Raw genomic sequence first — 17,664 nt, forward strand, 5'->3', positions numbered from 1 at the left:
CATTGCGATCGCGATCGCAATTGTGTAATTAATTATGTCTGACTACCGATCGTGTCCGCTTGATTAGTTATGATTACCACTTTTGGTTACAATATGGCAATATATAAAGTTGTAGCTAACCGCCTACGTAGAGGTTTAACGTGGATACCATTGCAATTCCTGCTCTAAATCGGCCAGTGGATGCCACGGTAGAAATTCCCGGTTCTAAAAGTCTTACCAATCGGGCGTTGCTTGTTGCTGCTTTAGCACAAGGTGACTCCATTTTAGAAAATGCCTTATTTAGTGAAGACAGCGAGTATTTTGTCAAATGCATAGAGCAATTAGGCATTTCCATTACTTTGAATCCTCATCAGGCAAAGATTCAAGTGGCGGGAAGAGGAGGTGATATTCCAGCTAAACAGGCAGATTTATTTGTGGGTTTGGCAGGTACAGCAGCACGGTTTATCTCGGCGTTGGTGGCATTGGGTAACGGCGAATATCGCCTCGATGGTGTTCCTCGGATGCGAGAACGACCGATGGGTGATATGCTAACGGTGCTGCAAAAGGGCAAAGCAACCGTTAACTTTGAGGGAAACTCAGGGTTTATGCCCTACACCATCTATAGCAAGGGATTCGCTGGTGGAAATTTTCGGTTGAAAGCCAACCAAACAAGTCAGCAACTTTCGGCATTACTGATGATTGCACCCTATGCTCAACAAAATACGAGCATTGAAGTTGAAGGGACATTAGTCTCTCAATCTTACATCAAAATGACCTGTCGTTTAATGGCAGATTTTGGCGTGGAGGTAATTCAAATCGGCGATAATCATTTTCAGATCGAAGCCGGTCAACGTTACCAACCTCAACATTATACAGTCGAACCCGATGCCTCAAACGCTTCTTACTTTTTTGCCGCCGCCGCCGTCACAGGTGGACGGGTGCGCGTCAAACATTTAACGAAACAATCGTGTCAGGGTGATATTTTGTGGCTGGATGTTTTAGAACAGATGGGTTGCGAAATTAAGGATGGGGATGATTACACCGAAGTAACGGGGCCGAAGCAATTGCAAGGCATCGACATTGATATGAATGATATCTCAGATTTGGTGCAAACATTAGCTGCGATCGCGCCCTTTGCCAGTTCACCAATTACCATTCGGAACGTAGAACATATTCGATATAAGGAAACCGACCGGATTCGAGCGGTAGTAACAGAGTTGCGTCGGCTAGGAGTTAAGGTTGAAGAATTTCCAGATAGACTAAAAATTGAGCCTGGCCCCATTACCCCAGCAGCAATTGAAACCTATCACGATCATCGCATGGCAATGGCATTTGCTGTTACTGGCTTGAAGGTTCCAGGGATTGTAATTAAAGACCCTGCTTGTACAGCGAAAACCTTTCCAGATTACTTTACCAGATTCTTCAAAATGTTAGAACAATAAGAGATTAAGAGATTGTCTCGTTTCCAGACTCTACCTGAAAACGAGACGCAATGACATATCGTAAGTAATTTGGCGGACATGATATCAAACCCTAAAAAGTGTTTCCACTATTCAGACGACAACCGTTGATTTATCCTTACCAAGCATCAGATTAAGTATCTTGTCTTCTGTTTGATTGGTTGCACCCAGACTTGTGATAAGTTCTGCGACAGTGGAAGTTCTTTGTCCAGCGAGGGTTAACTTACCATCATCAATAAACGTGTAAGTACCCTGTTCTCCAAAAGTAACAAATTGCTTTATATAGTTTCTGTAGTCTTTTACTACAGAAGTATATGCTTCTGAATTAAAGAAAGTTGCCATATCTATCGAATTTTTAAAGGCAATTTCAAATGCTGCTTGATATTGCTTTTCTAATGGTTCGTAATTAGAAACTCCCGGTGCTGGTGGAAGTGAATTGTCATGCTCTTCAAGTAAATGCAATCTGAACTTAATAATTAAATCACTTTTCACAAAAGATTCAGCAAATATATCTACCATATATTTCCGAAACTCATCAACGGTTATAGCATTTGCTTTTTTGAGCATAACATGGAATTTGATTACATCTAATTTGCCGATTGCAGAACTATTTTCTATGCTGTTAACATAGGTTTTAGAATTACCAAGATTCGTTCTATACATAACAGCTTTATTAACAAAGTTCTGCTGGTCAGAATCGAGAATGGCAATAGTATTAACCCAGGCTTGAAAGTTCTCATCTGAGGTAAAGGTCAATTCTGCTATTCCATCCAACTGTTCTTCTTCAGAAATTGCGTATTCTATGCCATCAATACCTGGCCAAATATCATCCGAATTATAAGTTAAATGATACTGCCAGTACTGGTATTGACCTGGTAGCCTTGCACTTACTGGGCCATGAACATTTTTCCAGTAGCTATAAAATGTTTGATAATCTATTTCTTTCTTCTTTTGAATAAGTATATATAATACTGTCGTCACATCTTGATTATCTTCTGAGTAATTAACCTTTGTCATAGTCCATCTCCTAGTAATAGTAATGCGTTCTTGGATTATCGCTGCCGTACCAAATAAAAATTCATTTGACTTATTAGGTCATTTTAATTATCCAAAATAAATCAGTTTCTTCTTTTAATTCAAGACTTATATAAAATCATTAAAAAGCGAACGGCAAAAGACGCAGAGGAATAAGATTTTATAGAAAGCTATTGCGTAAATCCTATAATTAACTATCTGTTGACAAGAGAAGCTGAGAATGAGTTATGGGTTTCTACATTCAGCAATGGCATTTCTTCCCAACATCTGCGGCAGAAGAAGTACATCTGTCTGTTCCGAATATGTCGCAGCATTCTATGAGAGCAGCAAGGACAATTTTTTACCTCAAGGGTTGGCCTAGATTTGACCATTTGATACACAGATCGTTAAGTAGCAAGGTGAATATGATGATTTTTTGATAGACTAAAAAACCGAGTAAAGGGCTTGGATCTTTTATTTTTCAGTCAATATTGCTGAATTCAGAATTCTTCTTCAATATTATTTTATTTAAAGCCTATTTTCACCAGTAAATATCTACACGTTATTGCTGAAGTTAATCTTGTTAATGAAATCGCCAATCGCAGCCGTTTCTAGCATCAATGTACTCATAATACGAACTTAGTTATTCGTATGCTTTTAAAACATTGTCTTACACTTAAACCATCTTTAAGTCAGATGCACACTGGTTTTGAAACTTTAGCACAGGTCTAATAGACCTAAGTTTGTTCCTAACATCAGGATCTTATCTGGTCAAAAGCTTTTTGAAAGTGAAAACTATATTTAAATCTAATTCAAGATCCGAAAATAACTTGGTATTTCCGACTAAAATCTCACCATGCCAACCTTAAAGATGCGTTTGAATCTAGTCACTGGGATGAGTATTCTCAACTTCATTGTACTAGGTGTTCCTGCTTTAGCTGAAATATCAGAACCTACGAATGTCCGGGTTGAACGGACTGATACCCCAATGGGACAAGTCACTTCTGTGTCTCAGCTAAAAGATGTCCAACCAACAGATTGGGCTTTTGCTGCATTACAGTCTTTAGTTGAGCGATATGGTTGCATTGCCGGATATCCAGGAAACTTCTACCAGGGTAATCGGGCTTTGACAAGATATGAGTTTGCCGCTGGGTTAAATGCTTGTTTGCAGCGAGTTAACGAACTGATTGCCACGGCAACTTCTGACTTAGTTCATACAGAAGATTTAGTCACGATTAAGCGTCTGCAAAAGGAATTTGCGGCAGAACTAACCACGCTGCGGGGTCGTGTAGATAGTTTAGAAAGCCATACGGCACAACTAGAGGCAAATCAGTTCTCCACAACCACCAAACTCAGTGGTCAAGTAATCATTGCGGCGAACTCAGGAACATTTTCTGGAGAACGCATCATTAGCGCTACAGGTCAAGAAATTGCTCGTTCTAACCCCAATACTACGGTGCTTTATCGAGTTGCTTTAGACTTAGATACAAGCTTTTTTGGTACAGACCAGTTAAAAATCCGCATTGATACGGGCAGCTATAATGGTAACGATAATGCGGCAGGATTGTTAGAGCCGACCTTTGGTAGTGTTCTAGACTACTCAGTTAAACCACCCACTAATAACAACCTGGGGCTAGCACGGCTATATTACACTTTTAAGCCATTATCAGACTTAGCGGTGTCTGTGGGCCCAGAGATTCGGACTACAGATTATGTTGACCGCAACAGCTACGCTTACCTAAGCTTTCGAGACTTTAGCACTTTGGCATTTGTAAACAACTATATTCTTTTCCCTGTGAACGGCCCAAGTGCAGGTGCAGCAATTGATTGGAACCCCGGAGCAGGAGCATTGACTGTACGGGCTTTGTATGCAGCAGCAGAAGCAGCCAATCCAGGTAATCAGGGAATTATCAGAGGTGCAGCGCCGTTTACTCAGTTGTTGTATCCTAATGCTGGTGGCGAACAAGGTTTATTTGGGGATACCTATCAAGGTACTGTTGAACTAGAGTATGCACCATCGAGAGCTTTTGCTGTTCGCCTCCAATATAGTGGCGGAGAATTATTTAATAACCACTATGATGCCTTCGGTGCAAATTTTGAGTTTGCTTTTTCACCGAAAATCGCTATATTTGGTCGCTACGGCTATGGTAATTACAATAACACTAACTTTGGTGACATTAAACCTAATTATTGGATGGCGGGGGTGGCATTTCCAGACTTGTTTTCTCCAGGGGCTTTAGCTGGTATTGCAGTTGGTCAACCCTTTATTGCTAATGAGATTGGTAATAGTACTCAAACTAACTTTGAAGGATTCTACAACTTTAGAGTGAGCGACAACATCCAAGTTAGTCCTTCAATTCAGGTAATTAGTAATTCTGCCAATCAGAATGCCAATGGTGCCATCGTTACAGGCACTCTCCGAACAGTTTTTTCTTTCTAGTTGATATGAATTTATGAAAATATTACCCCAAAAAACAAATGACTCGCCCCGAAAACCGCCCTACTCTCCCTGAAGTTCACCGCAGTATTAGAATTCCTAATAGTAAAAGCTTTTGGCGTAAGATGCTGGCTTATGCAGGGCCAGGGTATCTGGTTTCAGTCGGATATATTGACCCTGGAAATTGGGCAACAGATATCGCTGGGGGGTCGAAGTTTGGCTATACTTTATTGACAGTAATTTTGTTGTCAAACCTGATGGCAATATTGTTGCAATCCCTATGTGTGCGTTTAGGTGTTGCTACAGGACAAGATTTAGCACAGGCTTGTCGAGACTATTTCAGTCAAAGGGTGAGCTTTTGTTTGTGGGTATTGTGTGAGATTGCGATCGCAGCTTGCGATCTGGCAGAATTATTAGGTAGTGCGATCGCATTACAACTTTTATTTGGTATTCCTTTAATATGGGGCGTTTGCATCACAGCCCTGGATGTTCTGGTATTGCTATTTTTGCAACATAAAGGCTTTCGTTCTACAGAAGCCTTGGTAATAATGTTGGTAGCAACTGTAGGCTTCTGTTTTATAGCAGAAATTATCTTCTCCCATCCCGATATGGGAGGCATCATTTTTGGATATCTGCCCAAGGGAGAAATTTTACAGAATCCAGAAATGCTCTACATTGCCATTGGCATTTTAGGCGCAACAGTGATGCCTCATAACTTATATTTACACTCATCTATTGTACAAACACGCGATTGGCAACCAACTTCTCAAAAAAGATGGGAAGCAATTAAGTTTGGCACATTTGATTCAACTTTCGCTCTATCATTAGCACTGTTTATTAATTCAGCAATTTTAATTATATCTGCGGCGACATTTCATTTTTCGGGAAATCAGAATATAGCAGAAATTCAAGATGCTTACAAACTGCTTTCACCATTATTAGGAGTTAGTGCTGCTAGTGCTATTTTTGGCATTGCTTTACTTGCTTCCGGTCAAAGTTCAACACTGACTGCCACCCTCGCCGGACAGATTGTCATGGAAGGCTTTTTACAATTTCGTTTTCCATCCTGGTTACGGCGTTTAATTACCCGTTTGCTTGCCATCATTCCCGCGTTGATTACAATTATTATCTTTGGGGAACGTAGCACAAGTAGCCTTATAGTTTTAAGTCAAGTTATCCTCAGTTTGCAGTTACCATTTGCAGTAATTCCTTTGGTGATATTTACAAGCGATCGCCGCTTAATGGGTGAGTTTGTAAATCCGTTATGGCTCAAATTTTTAGCTTGGGTAATTGCTATTATTATCGTTGGGTTAAATGTTTGGTTGCTATTACAAATTACTATAGATTGTTTAGCTTTTAATCTTTAATAATAATTTGTTGAACCACAGAGGCGCAGAGAACACAGAGAAAAGAGAAATTATTGCCCCAAAATTTTATTTTATCTACCTTGAAAGGGCTAGTCCTATAAGTCAATACAGTTCAGTTAAGGCTAAAACTCTTTGTCAAACTCAATTTTTTTAACGAACCGCATTCGCGTAGCGTCTCGTTAGAGAAGAACGCCAAGGACGCAGAGAGAAGAAAGAAATGCTTAATATCATGTCCGCTTGATTACTTATTAAACTCGAAGAACCCCACCCCGCCAAAGCTATGCTTTGTTTCCCCTCCCCTTACTAAGGCTACGGTGTACACACATCTCTGTAGAAACCCAAAATCGTTGGAGATCCCCCTAAATCCCCCTTAAAAAGGGGGACTTTAAGAGACTTTTGCCCCCCAATTTATCGGGGGGTTGGGGGGATAAAAAGCCTATGAGGCCACTCTCAAAGACTTGTGTGTACACCGTAGCTTTACTAAGGGGAGGGGTGCAATGACTGTGGGAATCATAACTAATTACCCGAACATGATATAACTCAAGCGTATTGTGCTATAAGTAACTAGACGACATTAGTTTGTAGTGAAAACTAAAGTCTTCACTACAAACCTTTAATTATTTACGCTGTTCTACTTATCTTGATATGGCTCCTGATGGTTAGCTTATTGACCACTTAGGTGGGTTAGCTATTGACCATTTAGGGGCAAATCCAGTTTTTACCCTTTGTCTAGCTTCAGGATGTTCAGCAAAGTGCTTCTTCATCGTATTGGGTGGAATTAGTCTTTTACCTTCACTAACAGTAAATACTGAGGCGGAGTTGGGGACAGCAATTGTGGGATTAAATACAGGATTCACATCCATAAAAATCCGCAGTTCTGAGAATTTATCCCCTTCTACACGAAAGATATCAAAACAAGGAAGTGTAATAACTGAGCCATCTTTACGCCAGTAGGTAACATCCATTTCTACAAATACTACATCACCAACTTCCCAGATCATTTTGATGTCGTGATAAACAGCAGAAATACCACTAAAGAACGCGTCCGCAGATTTCTTAATTGCTGCTTTATCAAAACACACATCAAAGTTACCAAACTGATAAACTGGTGTGTCGGTAAAAAAGGTTATAAATCCTTCCGAATCAAACGCCTCACCTCTGGAGAATAAGCGCTTCACCAAGTCTGTTGTCGCACCTGGAAATTTTTCGGAAGTAGATTTACTGGCATTAGCTGCTATTTGGCCATTAAAAACTGAAGTTTGTAATCTATTTTCTTGCTGCTCGGCAACAGTTTTTAAGTTCAAAACAATCTGCTTAACTGCTTCGGCAATGTTTTCTTGAATTTTTTGAGCAACCTTGCGACCCTCTTCATTATAAGGTTCCCAGTCCCAGGTATAGCTAATTACTAAAGGTTCATGAGGATTATTACTAGCAGGACGGACAACTGCATTCACTCCCTGACCAATGAATAAAGGATTATTGACTAAGGTGTGTCGGATTTTTCCAGTTTTTTCATTCCAAGTTATTTTTTCCTCAACTGTGATATTGAGAACTTTTATTTCCCGCAGTAGTCCATTGTCATATCTCTCAAGAATTTTGTAATTGTGAGCTTCTGGATTGTAGCTGCCTGGGTTTTCAATGTTGTCCAGCAACACATTCCAAACAGTTGATAATGAAGCATTTACAGCACTGCTAAATGTAGCATAAACTCTTTCTGATATCTCTATCTGTTGAGAAGATTGAGAATTTAAAACAGCGAAATGTGTATTGTTTGCCATATTGTATTCCTTTTGTGCGTTAGCAAAATGTTGTTTAACTGTGCGAGTAGCTTGGTTGAATTCTAATTGTTCTCCATTTGGCCCTTTACAGTAGAACAATGCCCAACCTTCTAATTCACCAAAGTCTTCTTCTGGTTGACGATCTGCATTTAATGAATCTGGCTCTTGCCAAAATTTAGAAGAATTATATTTGAGGGCAACTTTTCTTCTTTCTTCTTCAGATTTTACTCGAATTACGCGATTACAAACAACATTTTTCATCCCGCGTATTTGGCACTCATCTTCTAAGATATTGGCGAAAACATTCAAGTCTACATCATCTTTTACGTGAAAAGATAGATGCATAGCATTTACATGACCAATGTGGGAAGGAATGCGTGCAACAGATGAATTATGGGGATTTTGTGTTGCTGCATCTCGAAAATAAATCAGTTCGATGCAGGTATTACCAAAGGAGATAAATTTAATATCTAGGGCTTCTTTCGCATCCCTAAGACTGGGGATACCAAAAGTTTTGAGGTCAACTCCTTGAGCTAATGCATCCAACTCTTCTTTTTGAAAAAGAGTGTTTTGCATTGCATCACCCATGAGATTATTTTCTACAACAACTATTTTCCCTCCTAACACCTCTGTGTAAAATTCAAGGGATTTTTCCATGTCTTGAACTGTAACCCCGATGTGTTGCACCCCTTGGAGGTAATGACCTAATCCAGGCTTAACAGCTTCTTTACCGTTCATGAGAGAAACTATATCTAACTTTAATTGATTGGTTGCTCCTACTTTCACAATCAAATCTGCAACATTAGAACTCCATTGACCTGCTAGAGTCAATTTACCGTTATAGACAAAGGTGTAAGCACTGCGTTCTGGCAATGGTAAAATCTGCTTCACATATTTAGCTAAGTCTTTGAAAGCAGCAGCGTACTCTGGAGAAGCAAAGAATGCTTCCATTTTGAGAGGATTCTCAAAGGCAATTTCAAACGCCGCTTGATACTGTTTATCTAATGGTTCTAAATGGGATACCCCAGTAATATTTGGGCGGGAATTGTCTATTTCATCAAACAAATGCAGTCGAAATTTGAGGACTGCATCACTTTGAAGAATTGTTGGAGTAAAATAACCTGTCAAATGTTGGCGAAAGGCTGCTAGATTTACATCATCAGCTTTTTTGACCATGACATGGAATTTTAACCCGTCTACCTTACCGTTTGGTTCTCCTGTGGGGATGCCATCAATAAAGGTTTGGGAATTGCCATAGTTGGTGTTGTAGCCAACTGCTTTACTAAATAAGTTATGCTCGTCAGCAATCACAGGATCTGACGATTGAAAAAAAGCTTGGCGATCGCTTTCTGTCTCAAAGGTTAACTCTGCAATGCCATCACATTGGTCTTCTGGCTGATATGTGTAATCAATCCCTGGAACCCTTGGCCACAAACTACCATCATGATTATTAGCCAGGTGAAATTGCCAATATTGGTGCTGACCTGGTAATCTGGCACAGAGAGGCCCATGTACATTTCTCCAGTAATCGTCAAAAAGCTCTAAGGAAATTCCTTTTCTTTTCCATAAGAGAACATAGAAGGCTACTTTGCCACCTCGATCTCGGATTGCATAATTAGCTTTTTCTGTTGCTGCGTTCATTGCAGATATCCTTGATTCAACACTACTCTGATTAAAAATCTCATTTAGCTTGCCGAAGCAGCTGACTTTTCACAATAAGTTCTCAAACCACTAGCTGGCGAAATTAAATATGCATTATCCAGAACCCTTGTAGAGACGTAGCACTGCTACGTCTCTACATTTGCATACAGGCTGTAATCTCCAGTTTTGTTGGGAAGGTTGTCTTAAGTAAGGAAACTAATATTACTAAGGCATTAGTTGAGTTTAGCGATCGCTCTATCCAACCTACAATTCTTCTTCACTTACTAAAAACCCGCTATGCTGTTACTGTAGTTGCCCGATGAAAACTAGAGGATTTCCACGCCATATTTAGGGCCTACTTCACGCATCTTTCTAATTTGCTCTTCGAGAGGTATAGGTACGGGCGTATCTTTGTCTTTCACGAGATAGCCTACTTCCTCAAAAAAGTTTTCCAGCCCCGCAGGAATAGCTGTTGTGAAAGTTCTTGCCGGTGTCGTACCTACATTTTTAAAGGAATGAGGAATGCCTTTAGGTGCATGAACAAAGCTACCAGCTGACAAAACTATATTTTGATCTCCAACCTGGAATAATAATTCCCCTTCCAGAATATAGAAAGTTTCATCTTCCCGATGATGAATGTGAGGTGGAGATCCATGTTGGGGTGGAATGAAAAACTCAAATGTTGAATAAGCTCCGCCAGTATCTTCACTAACTGCTTTAAAAGTATATGTGTCTCCCACAACCGAGTAAACAAGACCTTCACCTGCTGGTGACACTACTGGGTTAGTACTGCTTACCAATGTATTTCTCCTTATATCTGCTAAAATCCTTCAAAATGTAAATTGCTCGCAAGTGCTAGGCATATTACATATTCACAAGTAGTTTTTAAACCCCCGCACTGTGCAGGGGTAAGAAACCTAGAATTAAGATTTGTAATCTTCGCCAAAGAACTGGAGTAGCTGTTCAACCAGGAACTCTGGACGTTCTTCAGGAATAAAATGTCCGCAGCCTTCAATGACTGTACCGCGAACATCCTCGGCTACAGACTGCATCGCCTTAATTGGGCGATCGCCTAAACCATGAGAGGCTCCTAGAGCGAGTACAGGCATTTTAAGTTTCGTCTTGGCATTTTCTTTATTTTGTTGCACTGACTCATAAATAGCGCGGTAAAGTCCCAGAGAACTGCGTACTGCTCCTGGTGCAGAATACCAACGAACATACTCGTCGATCTCAGCCTCAGAGATGCCAGACGGGTTATAAGAAAACTTATTGAAAAAGTAAGAAATGAATATCCGTTCTCTACCTGCAATCAGTGCCTCTGGCAAATCGGGTACAGCATTAAAGTTAAAATGCCAAATTCCGCCACCTTGTCGAGAGGTTTCTGAAGAATATCCAGCTAAGTCTTCCCAACCGAATCCCGGAAGCGTTGCATCAAGATTCACAAATCTACGTACATCTTCTGGATGAGCAGACGCGTAGGCGTAGTTTACTGGCGCACCCCAATCAGACCCAACCAAGAAAACCCGCTCAAAACCGAGAGAATGAACTAATTGGTAAATATCTTCAGCTTCGGTACGGCTATCGTAGCCAACAGCCGGCTTAGAAGAGTCACCAAAACCACGGATGTCAACTGCAATCACTGTATAATGTTCGGCTAAGGCTGGCATAACTTTGTGCCATTGATACCAAGTATGCGGCCAACCATGTAACAGAACTATAGGATCGCCTTTGCCACCTATTACGTAGTGCAGACGTATGCCGTTAACAAAAGCATATTGATGGGTAAATTTTTCTTCGAGAGTCGTTTTGATATCTGCTAAATAACTTGTCATCTTTGTACCTTCGTGTAAAAGTGCGTTGATGTCTTGTTCGCGAGACTCTGGTAAGCAGCTTTTGGAACTTCCTGAGTTTTTTTGGTTGCTCTGATTGATACAACCACTGTCAATACTGCGTAGGTTTTGGAATTTCTTGGTTGAGGTAAGCAGGGGGAGCAGGGGGAGAAATGGAGGCAGGGGAAGAGTTTTGCCTCCCCTGCTTATCCGAGCAGTATTGCAACCACTGTCACTTCTAGGCTTCTGTCAGAAATGTAGGTAAGCAAATTAGTTGATTGCTGCTACACCTCCACCATCAACCCGAATATTTGCGCCGTTAATGTAATCTGCAAGGGGACTTGCCAAGTATGCAATCATATTTGCTATTTCCTCTGGTCGTCCCAGACGACCAGTTGGATTAGGCCAATACTCTTCCATAGCGTGCTTTTCAATCTCTGGCCACTCTTTACCCCATCCTTTATGAAGAGCAATTTGATGAAAAATATTCTTTGCTCCTTCAGTTGCAATCAGGCCAGGACTCACTGAATTGACTGTAATCCCTGTTTGAAATAAGTCCTTTGCAAGACTCACAGTTAGATTTAAAGTTGCGGCTTTTGTCGCTTGATAGTCAGGCAAAGATGCATTAGGCTGAGTGGCTAATCCGCTAGCAATCTGGATAATCCGTCCCCAACCTAGCTGCTTCATTCGGGGTAAAAGAAGCTGAATTACGCGCACCATAGAAATCACATTAGCGTTATAGACTTCTGCCCATTCCTCTGGTTTGCTAGTAATCCAGTTGCGATCTTCGTATGAGCCAGCATTATTGACCAATATATCAACACCATCAAGAGTTGATAGTATTTTTTCCGCAACTTGATTTGCACCTTCATTGGTTCCCAAATCTCCAATAGCAACAAAAGCTTGTCCGCCATCGTTGCTAATCTCTTGAGCCACTTTATTGGCTTGCTCTTGTTTTCGTCCGTGGATGACAACGATCGCACCTTCTTTTGCTAAAGCCTTTGCGATCGCAGCACCAATCCCACTACTGCTACCAGTAACAAGAACTCGCTTATTACGTAAATGTAAATCCATGAACTTACCTCATGGTTGTATTTTTTGTGTACTTTGTAAATTTCACATACACTCAGTTTGTCTATTTTTTCAGAATAAGACCAGCAAAGTTCAGTATTTTAAGAATAAACTTATAATATTTTATTACCAAATCTTAAAAAGAAGTTTCAAATCCTGCTCTATCCTTTGCTAAGTCATACTTCTAAAAATTAGATTAAAAGGATTTTAAATTTAATCCCGATAAAATATTTTTCAGACATAATTTTGATTCCATTCACTTAGAAGATGGCAATTCTTGTTACCAAGAAAACTAAATTTGTCTCTGTATGAAAACACATCTTTAAATAATCTCCCAAAAAAATAATATATTTTCGTTTTTATTAAACACAAAAGCCTAAAATATTTCTTAAAACTATGAACTTAGCTTGTAGAATATTTAGAAAATAGGCAAACTAAATTTGCTTCTTAATTACGAAAATTAAAATGTCTAACTTAGTAGCAAAATCAACCAAAACTCAAATCCTTAAAGACCTATTTGAAGCACTTGAATCCGGTACAGTGACTCCCATCCAATCATCAGAAAAATATGTTAATTTTCTCACGGAAAGCGCCAAATTTAGATTTGGTAACTTTGATGCTTTAGTTGGGCATAAAGCTATCAAAGACTCTCTAGTTAATTTTTGCCAACAGGTAAAAAGTATATATCACGACATCAAGCGAGAGTGGGAAATTGGAGACGTGGTGTTCTTGGATATGGAAGTTACTTACTACCGCCTTGATGGTGTTAGTGTGACACTTCCTGTAATGGATTTCTTTCAATTTAAAGGTGATTTAATTGAAGAACTACAAATTTTTATGGATATCAATCCAGTATTTACCTAAATTGGTATTAGGAAAGGATAAAAAGGTTAAAATAGAAATAGGGTGCTAACTTCATCAGTTTCACCCCTTCAGCATCTTACTAATTGCTTAATCCTAATTATAGCCAATTCTTAAGTATGCATAACTCATATTTCCCAATAATCTCAGCCAGTATTAATTATTGGCTGAGATTTTTTGGCAAAGAGTATAAAAGGCAACTATTAAAACAATTTGTTTGTAATTGATAATTCGTAATTAAAGACTGTAACATAAAGGTATTTATACCAGTTCTTTATGAAGATGCACATAATAAGTCCCCCCAACACATCGGGGAGACAGCGTAGCCGGGGGGTAAATATATGCAGCTTCACAAAGAAACGGTATTACACCCCGGCTGAAACAAAGCCACACATAGATAAATGTGAGTGAGCCTCTAACTGGAGTTGGGGAAGTGAACCCTAAAACGTTATAGCGGTTCTCATTTATGTGAGGTACACCCGTAGGGGCGATTCATGAATTGCCCCTACACCTTACGAGATGATGTTGTACCACATTTGAATGGGAACCGCTATAGTCATTACGAATTACTTAAGAGCGTAACACCTTTAACCCAACCTTTGGAAACAAGCCTGACACAACAGCCATCTGCACCCAGATAGTTGCCAAAGACTCTAAAGAACGTGCGATCGCGAGTGGCCCGACATCAATAGCCTCGTAACCGCTCTCCTTAATTAGTTCTGCGGTCAACTGTTTAGCCTCTTGATCGTCACCACAATAGAAAATACTCGCTTGCTCAGAACCGAACTGTCGCGATTCAGATTGCAAAATCTCTGCAAATGTCAAGTTGAACGCTTCTACTACTCTGGCTTTTGGGGCTAACTGAGCAATTCTTTCCGCAGCAGAAATTTCCGAGGATGCTTGTAAACCTGTCGTCAGTCCCTCAAAGTCCGGCTTCAAAGGACTAACACATGTGATCAGTACTTTGCCATCAAGTGAACCCGCAGCGCTGAGTGCATCTTCTAATGCTACCCAGGGCACTGCAAGAAAAATTACTTCACCGAACTGGGCTGCTTCGGCAGGTGTACCGACTGAAGCATTTGGAGCAATAGACTGGATCAGAACACGGAGATTGTTTAGGTCACGCGAATAGCTGAATAGTACTTTGTGACCATTGTTGCTCCAGATTCTTCCTAAAGCAGTGCCCATATTTCCCGAACCGATAATTCCAATATTCATGTAATCTCCTGCAATAAATCACAAAATTTAACTCGCAATCTTAATCCGAACTACTTGTCCAACTCCAACATATGAGCCGTAGTTTGAAACATAGATAGCTCCATCTGGTCCAATTGTCATAGCAGTTGGTAGAACCAGTCCATCACTAACCAAAGTTGTACGTTGTCCAGAAGGTGACAGATGGATTAGTGCCCCAGAACCGTCACCTGATAACAGAGAGTGGGAGGCATATTCAAGAACATATAGACCACCGTCAGGGGCGGGAGCGATATCTATAATTTGAGTGAAACCATCTGCATAGACTTGTGGCGCTTGACCTGGCACTAAGCGGAAGATACGCGCAACACCTTCTAAGAAAGGAAATCCAGAAAATTCGCCTATGTAGTAGGCTCCATCTGAACCAATTGCGATCGCTGTAGGTACTGATTGCACAGGAAATTGTGCGTTTGGAAAGTAACGCGCATTGAAAATAGCCTCTGTTGAGATATCCCCCTGTTTATTGACTCGGAGAAGATCGTTAGCACCTCCATCAACAACCAAACTATCGTTACCTTTAATTAAAAAAGAATAGGGATCGCTAACAAGATCGTCATGAGCTGGATTTTTTGCTGATTCATAGTCTGCAAAATCGGCGATTTTTTTGATCGATACGACTTTCCCCTTAGGGGTTAAATTTATCTTGAGAAGTGACGCTAAATTTGCCCCATCATAACCTAGATTGCCTCTGTAAATTGGATTAGTAGCGTAACCAATGATGATATAAGCATCTCCCTTTCGGTCAAATGCTATATCAGCAGCACCGAAAGTTTGGCTACTGCCATTAATAGATGGGGTTAACTGCGTACCTTTCGGATCTACTGTGGTGGATGGCAAATTAGTGATGATCCGTTCTTGTACTCCTTCATAAACGCGAGTCACTGAGCCATTCAAGCCGAAATCTAAAATCACACCCGGCGCTGGCCCAGGAATTTGTGTTCCTTGCCCATTTATACCTGCTTCTGTAATGTAAAGTGCGCCATCAGATCTGAAGGCAAGTCCACGTGGATTATTAAGGTTTCTTGCGACTACGCTCATCCTAATTCGTGAGTTAGTAGACACGGAACTTTCCTGTGCATTGACTGTTGGTATTAGCACTCCAAAAAGCAGCGCAGGTACTACAACTGCTAAACTCAGCGATATTAAAAATATCAACCAGAAGTTACTAACTGCTAGTTTTTTCGCTAGCCCAATGATATCAATTGAACATTTTTTGATTCTTTTTAAGTTGATATAGCGGTTTTTGATCATATGATATAAGTCCTTTAATGAGTTTTTTGTGCATAGCTAGTTTCTTGAACTGACTTTTCACGATAAGCTATCAAATTAGGATTGCTAAAATCCTAATAACGAACTTTTCCATATACCGTAAAAAGTCAGTTTTATTGAACTAATCTCAAGCAATTATTAAGCAGTTGCGATCAATTTTAGTAGCCCACTTGGAGCAAAAACATCTCGGTAAAAGGTTAGCTGTTCTGTTTTGAGATAACATCCACCTCTATGTCCACGTCGAATCCAAGTAACATTTCCCTTGGCGAGTGTTTCGTTGGTTTCGTCATCTACACACTTCCATTCAAAGAAGGTAACTTCACCATGAAACATGACGATTGGCCAGCACATTGTGACACCTGGTTGAGCAATTAATGCCCACCAATGTTGTTCCCGTTCTTTTTGTTGTTCCACACCTTGATAGGGGCCATCCTGGCAGAAATAAACTAAATCATCTCGATATTCACCAGTTAATATATCGCCTCTTCCCTGTCTCAATGCCTCACAATGGGTAGGCCACCATTCTTTATTCTCTTTTTCAATTTGTTCTAAAGTATAACTAGAACTAATTTGTGGCAAAGTTCTTTCTTTCATTGCCACAATCTTCTCAGCATCCTCTATGAGTTTTTTCGCTACATAAGAAGTCACAAGTCCTGGTCGAGAATAATCTGCTGATAAATCTGTGTAGTAGTTAGTTCGTTTGTTAGTCAATGTGCTAGCAGTGTTTTGCGAGCCGTTCGAGTGACCATTTGAGTTAGAGATAAGTTTCTGTTCCAACATAAGACTAACTACGTCCTCCTTGAGTTGATTCGTTGCGCCAATGTTTGCAATTAGTTCTGCTACTGTAGAACTCCGCTGACCTGCTAGTGTCATTTTGCCGTCATAAACGAAGGTATAAGCAGTTCGTTCGGGAAATGGTAAAAGTCTCTGTACGTATCGAGCTTGGTCTTTGGTAGCAATAGCGTATTCTTTAGAAGCAAAAAATGTTTCCATTTCTAGAGGATTAGCAAAAGCAATTTCAAAGGCAGCTTGATACTGTTTTTCTGGCGATTCATAATGAGAAACCCCAGCAGCATCAGGGCGAGAATTATCTACTTGCTCAAACAAATGCAATCGAAACTTGAGGACAGAATTGCTTTGAATAACGGCTGGCGCAAAACTATCTGTCAGATATTGGCGAAAAGCTTCTACACTCACGGCATCAGACTTCTTTACCATGACGTGAAACTTAATTATACCTAGTTTGCCGTTGGGATCTCCTACGGGGATGCGATCGAGATAGGTTTGAGAATTACCAAAACTCGTGTTGTAGCCAATTGCTTTGCTGAATACGTTATGCTCGTCATCCATAAGGATTGCAGCAGATTTAAACCAGATATCCCGTTCAGCTACTGTCTCAAAGGTTAATTCGGCAATACCATTAAATTGATCTTCGTCTGAACAGGTGTACTCAATACCATTAATAGTTGGCCATAGACCACCGTCATTTTGAGCCAGATGAAACTGCCAGTATTGGTGCTGACTTGGTAGCCTAGCACAAACTGGGCCATGAACGTCTCTCCAGTAGTCATCAAAAAGGTCTAGAGAAATTCCTTTCCGTTTCCACAAAAGAACATAGAAGGATAATTGACCTTTTTGATCGCGAATTGCATAATCAAATTTTCTAATTGTTGCTATCATTACTGCTTTTGTTTATCCACATCT

At 40.2% G+C, this 17,664-nt stretch carries 12 protein-coding genes; 4 read left to right on the forward strand and 8 right to left on the reverse strand.

Translation table 11 applies throughout. The features are described 5' to 3' along the window. Positions 1-140: 140 nt before the first annotated feature. Complete coding sequence (gene aroA / locus GTQ43_RS20495) at positions 141-1,421, forward strand: 3-phosphoshikimate 1-carboxyvinyltransferase (RefSeq protein ID WP_265274594.1); 1,281 nt, start codon at positions 141-143, stop codon at positions 1,419-1,421. Between the two features lie 111 nt (positions 1,422-1,532). On the opposite strand, the gene GTQ43_RS20500 is transcribed toward aroA, so the two are convergent. Further along, entirely contained in the window at positions 1,533-2,456 is a 924-nt protein-coding gene (locus GTQ43_RS20500; protein ID WP_265274595.1) for an EthD domain-containing protein, read from the reverse strand. Between the two features lie 853 nt (positions 2,457-3,309). On the opposite strand from GTQ43_RS20500, the gene GTQ43_RS20505 reads away from it, so the two are divergent. Together GTQ43_RS20505 and GTQ43_RS20510 are read left to right on the forward strand one after the other, a co-directional pair. Next, on the forward strand, positions 3,310-4,893 hold the full coding sequence (locus GTQ43_RS20505) for an iron uptake porin (RefSeq protein WP_265274596.1): 1,584 nt from the start codon (positions 3,310-3,312) through the stop codon (positions 4,891-4,893). Between the two features lie 38 nt (positions 4,894-4,931). Further along, positions 4,932-6,257 (forward strand): Nramp family divalent metal transporter, encoded by a 1,326-nt coding sequence (locus GTQ43_RS20510; protein WP_265274597.1) that lies wholly within the window; start codon positions 4,932-4,934, stop codon positions 6,255-6,257. 659 nt (positions 6,258-6,916) lie between these two features. Here the strand turns inward: GTQ43_RS20510 and GTQ43_RS20515 are convergent. The 4 genes from GTQ43_RS20515 to GTQ43_RS20530 form a co-directional block, all read right to left on the reverse strand. Beyond that, on the reverse strand, positions 6,917-9,676 hold the full coding sequence (locus GTQ43_RS20515) for an AtaL-like protein (protein WP_265274598.1): 2,760 nt from the start codon (positions 9,674-9,676) through the stop codon (positions 6,917-6,919). A 326-nt stretch (positions 9,677-10,002) separates the two neighbouring features. Continuing rightward, complete coding sequence (locus GTQ43_RS20520; protein ID WP_265274599.1) at positions 10,003-10,476, reverse strand: quercetin 2,3-dioxygenase; 474 nt, start codon at positions 10,474-10,476, stop codon at positions 10,003-10,005. A gap of 123 nt (positions 10,477-10,599) precedes the next feature. Next, positions 10,600-11,508 (reverse strand): alpha/beta fold hydrolase, encoded by a 909-nt coding sequence (locus tag GTQ43_RS20525; RefSeq protein ID WP_265274600.1) that lies wholly within the window; start codon positions 11,506-11,508, stop codon positions 10,600-10,602. Between the two features lie 267 nt (positions 11,509-11,775). Beyond that, on the reverse strand, positions 11,776-12,579 hold the full coding sequence (locus GTQ43_RS20530; protein WP_265274601.1) for an SDR family NAD(P)-dependent oxidoreductase: 804 nt from the start codon (positions 12,577-12,579) through the stop codon (positions 11,776-11,778). A 462-nt stretch (positions 12,580-13,041) separates the two neighbouring features. Between GTQ43_RS20530 and GTQ43_RS20535 the strand changes: the two genes are divergently transcribed. Beyond that, positions 13,042-13,440 carry a nuclear transport factor 2 family protein gene (locus tag GTQ43_RS20535; RefSeq protein ID WP_265274602.1) on the forward strand — a complete coding sequence of 133 codons (399 nt, stop codon included), beginning with the start codon at positions 13,042-13,044 and terminating at the stop codon, positions 13,438-13,440. A 567-nt stretch (positions 13,441-14,007) separates the two neighbouring features. On the opposite strand, the gene GTQ43_RS20540 is transcribed toward GTQ43_RS20535, so the two are convergent. The 3 genes from GTQ43_RS20540 to GTQ43_RS20550 form a co-directional block, all read right to left on the reverse strand. Then, positions 14,008-14,655, reverse strand: coding sequence for an NADPH-dependent F420 reductase (locus GTQ43_RS20540; RefSeq protein WP_265274603.1), 648 nt, complete (start codon positions 14,653-14,655; stop codon positions 14,008-14,010). Between the two features lie 27 nt (positions 14,656-14,682). Beyond that, positions 14,683-15,942 (reverse strand): ScyD/ScyE family protein, encoded by a 1,260-nt coding sequence (locus GTQ43_RS20545; protein WP_265274604.1) that lies wholly within the window; start codon positions 15,940-15,942, stop codon positions 14,683-14,685. A 156-nt stretch (positions 15,943-16,098) separates the two neighbouring features. Beyond that, positions 16,099-17,640, reverse strand: coding sequence for an EthD domain-containing protein (locus GTQ43_RS20550; RefSeq protein WP_265274605.1), 1,542 nt, complete (start codon positions 17,638-17,640; stop codon positions 16,099-16,101). Between the last annotated feature and the right edge of the window lie 24 nt (positions 17,641-17,664).

It is taken from the genome of Nostoc sp. KVJ3 (genome assembly GCF_026127265.1).
Lineage (GTDB): Bacteria > Cyanobacteriota > Cyanobacteriia > Cyanobacteriales > Nostocaceae > Nostoc.

Bases quoted from the DNA above. Each gene is read 5' to 3' on its own strand.
- GTQ43_RS20545 (WP_265274604.1), bottom strand. From the start codon at position 15,942: ATGATCAAAAACCGCTATATCAACTTAAAAAGAATCAAAAAATGTTCA.
- GTQ43_RS20530 (WP_265274601.1), bottom strand. From the start codon at position 12,579: ATGGATTTACATTTACGTAATAAGCGAGTTCTTGTTACTGGTAGCAGT.
- GTQ43_RS20500 (WP_265274595.1), bottom strand. From the start codon at position 2,456: ATGACAAAGGTTAATTACTCAGAAGATAATCAAGATGTGACGACAGTA.
- GTQ43_RS20515 (WP_265274598.1), bottom strand. From the start codon at position 9,676: ATGAACGCAGCAACAGAAAAAGCTAATTATGCAATCCGAGATCGAGGT.
- GTQ43_RS20550 (WP_265274605.1), bottom strand. From the start codon at position 17,640: ATGATAGCAACAATTAGAAAATTTGATTATGCAATTCGCGATCAAAAA.
- GTQ43_RS20535 (WP_265274602.1), top strand. From the start codon at position 13,042: ATGTCTAACTTAGTAGCAAAATCAACCAAAACTCAAATCCTTAAAGAC.
- GTQ43_RS20510 (WP_265274597.1), top strand. From the start codon at position 4,932: ATGACTCGCCCCGAAAACCGCCCTACTCTCCCTGAAGTTCACCGCAGT.
- GTQ43_RS20525 (WP_265274600.1), bottom strand. From the start codon at position 11,508: ATGACAAGTTATTTAGCAGATATCAAAACGACTCTCGAAGAAAAATTT.
- GTQ43_RS20540 (WP_265274603.1), bottom strand. From the start codon at position 14,655: ATGAATATTGGAATTATCGGTTCGGGAAATATGGGCACTGCTTTAGGA.
- GTQ43_RS20505 (WP_265274596.1), top strand. From the start codon at position 3,310: ATGCCAACCTTAAAGATGCGTTTGAATCTAGTCACTGGGATGAGTATT.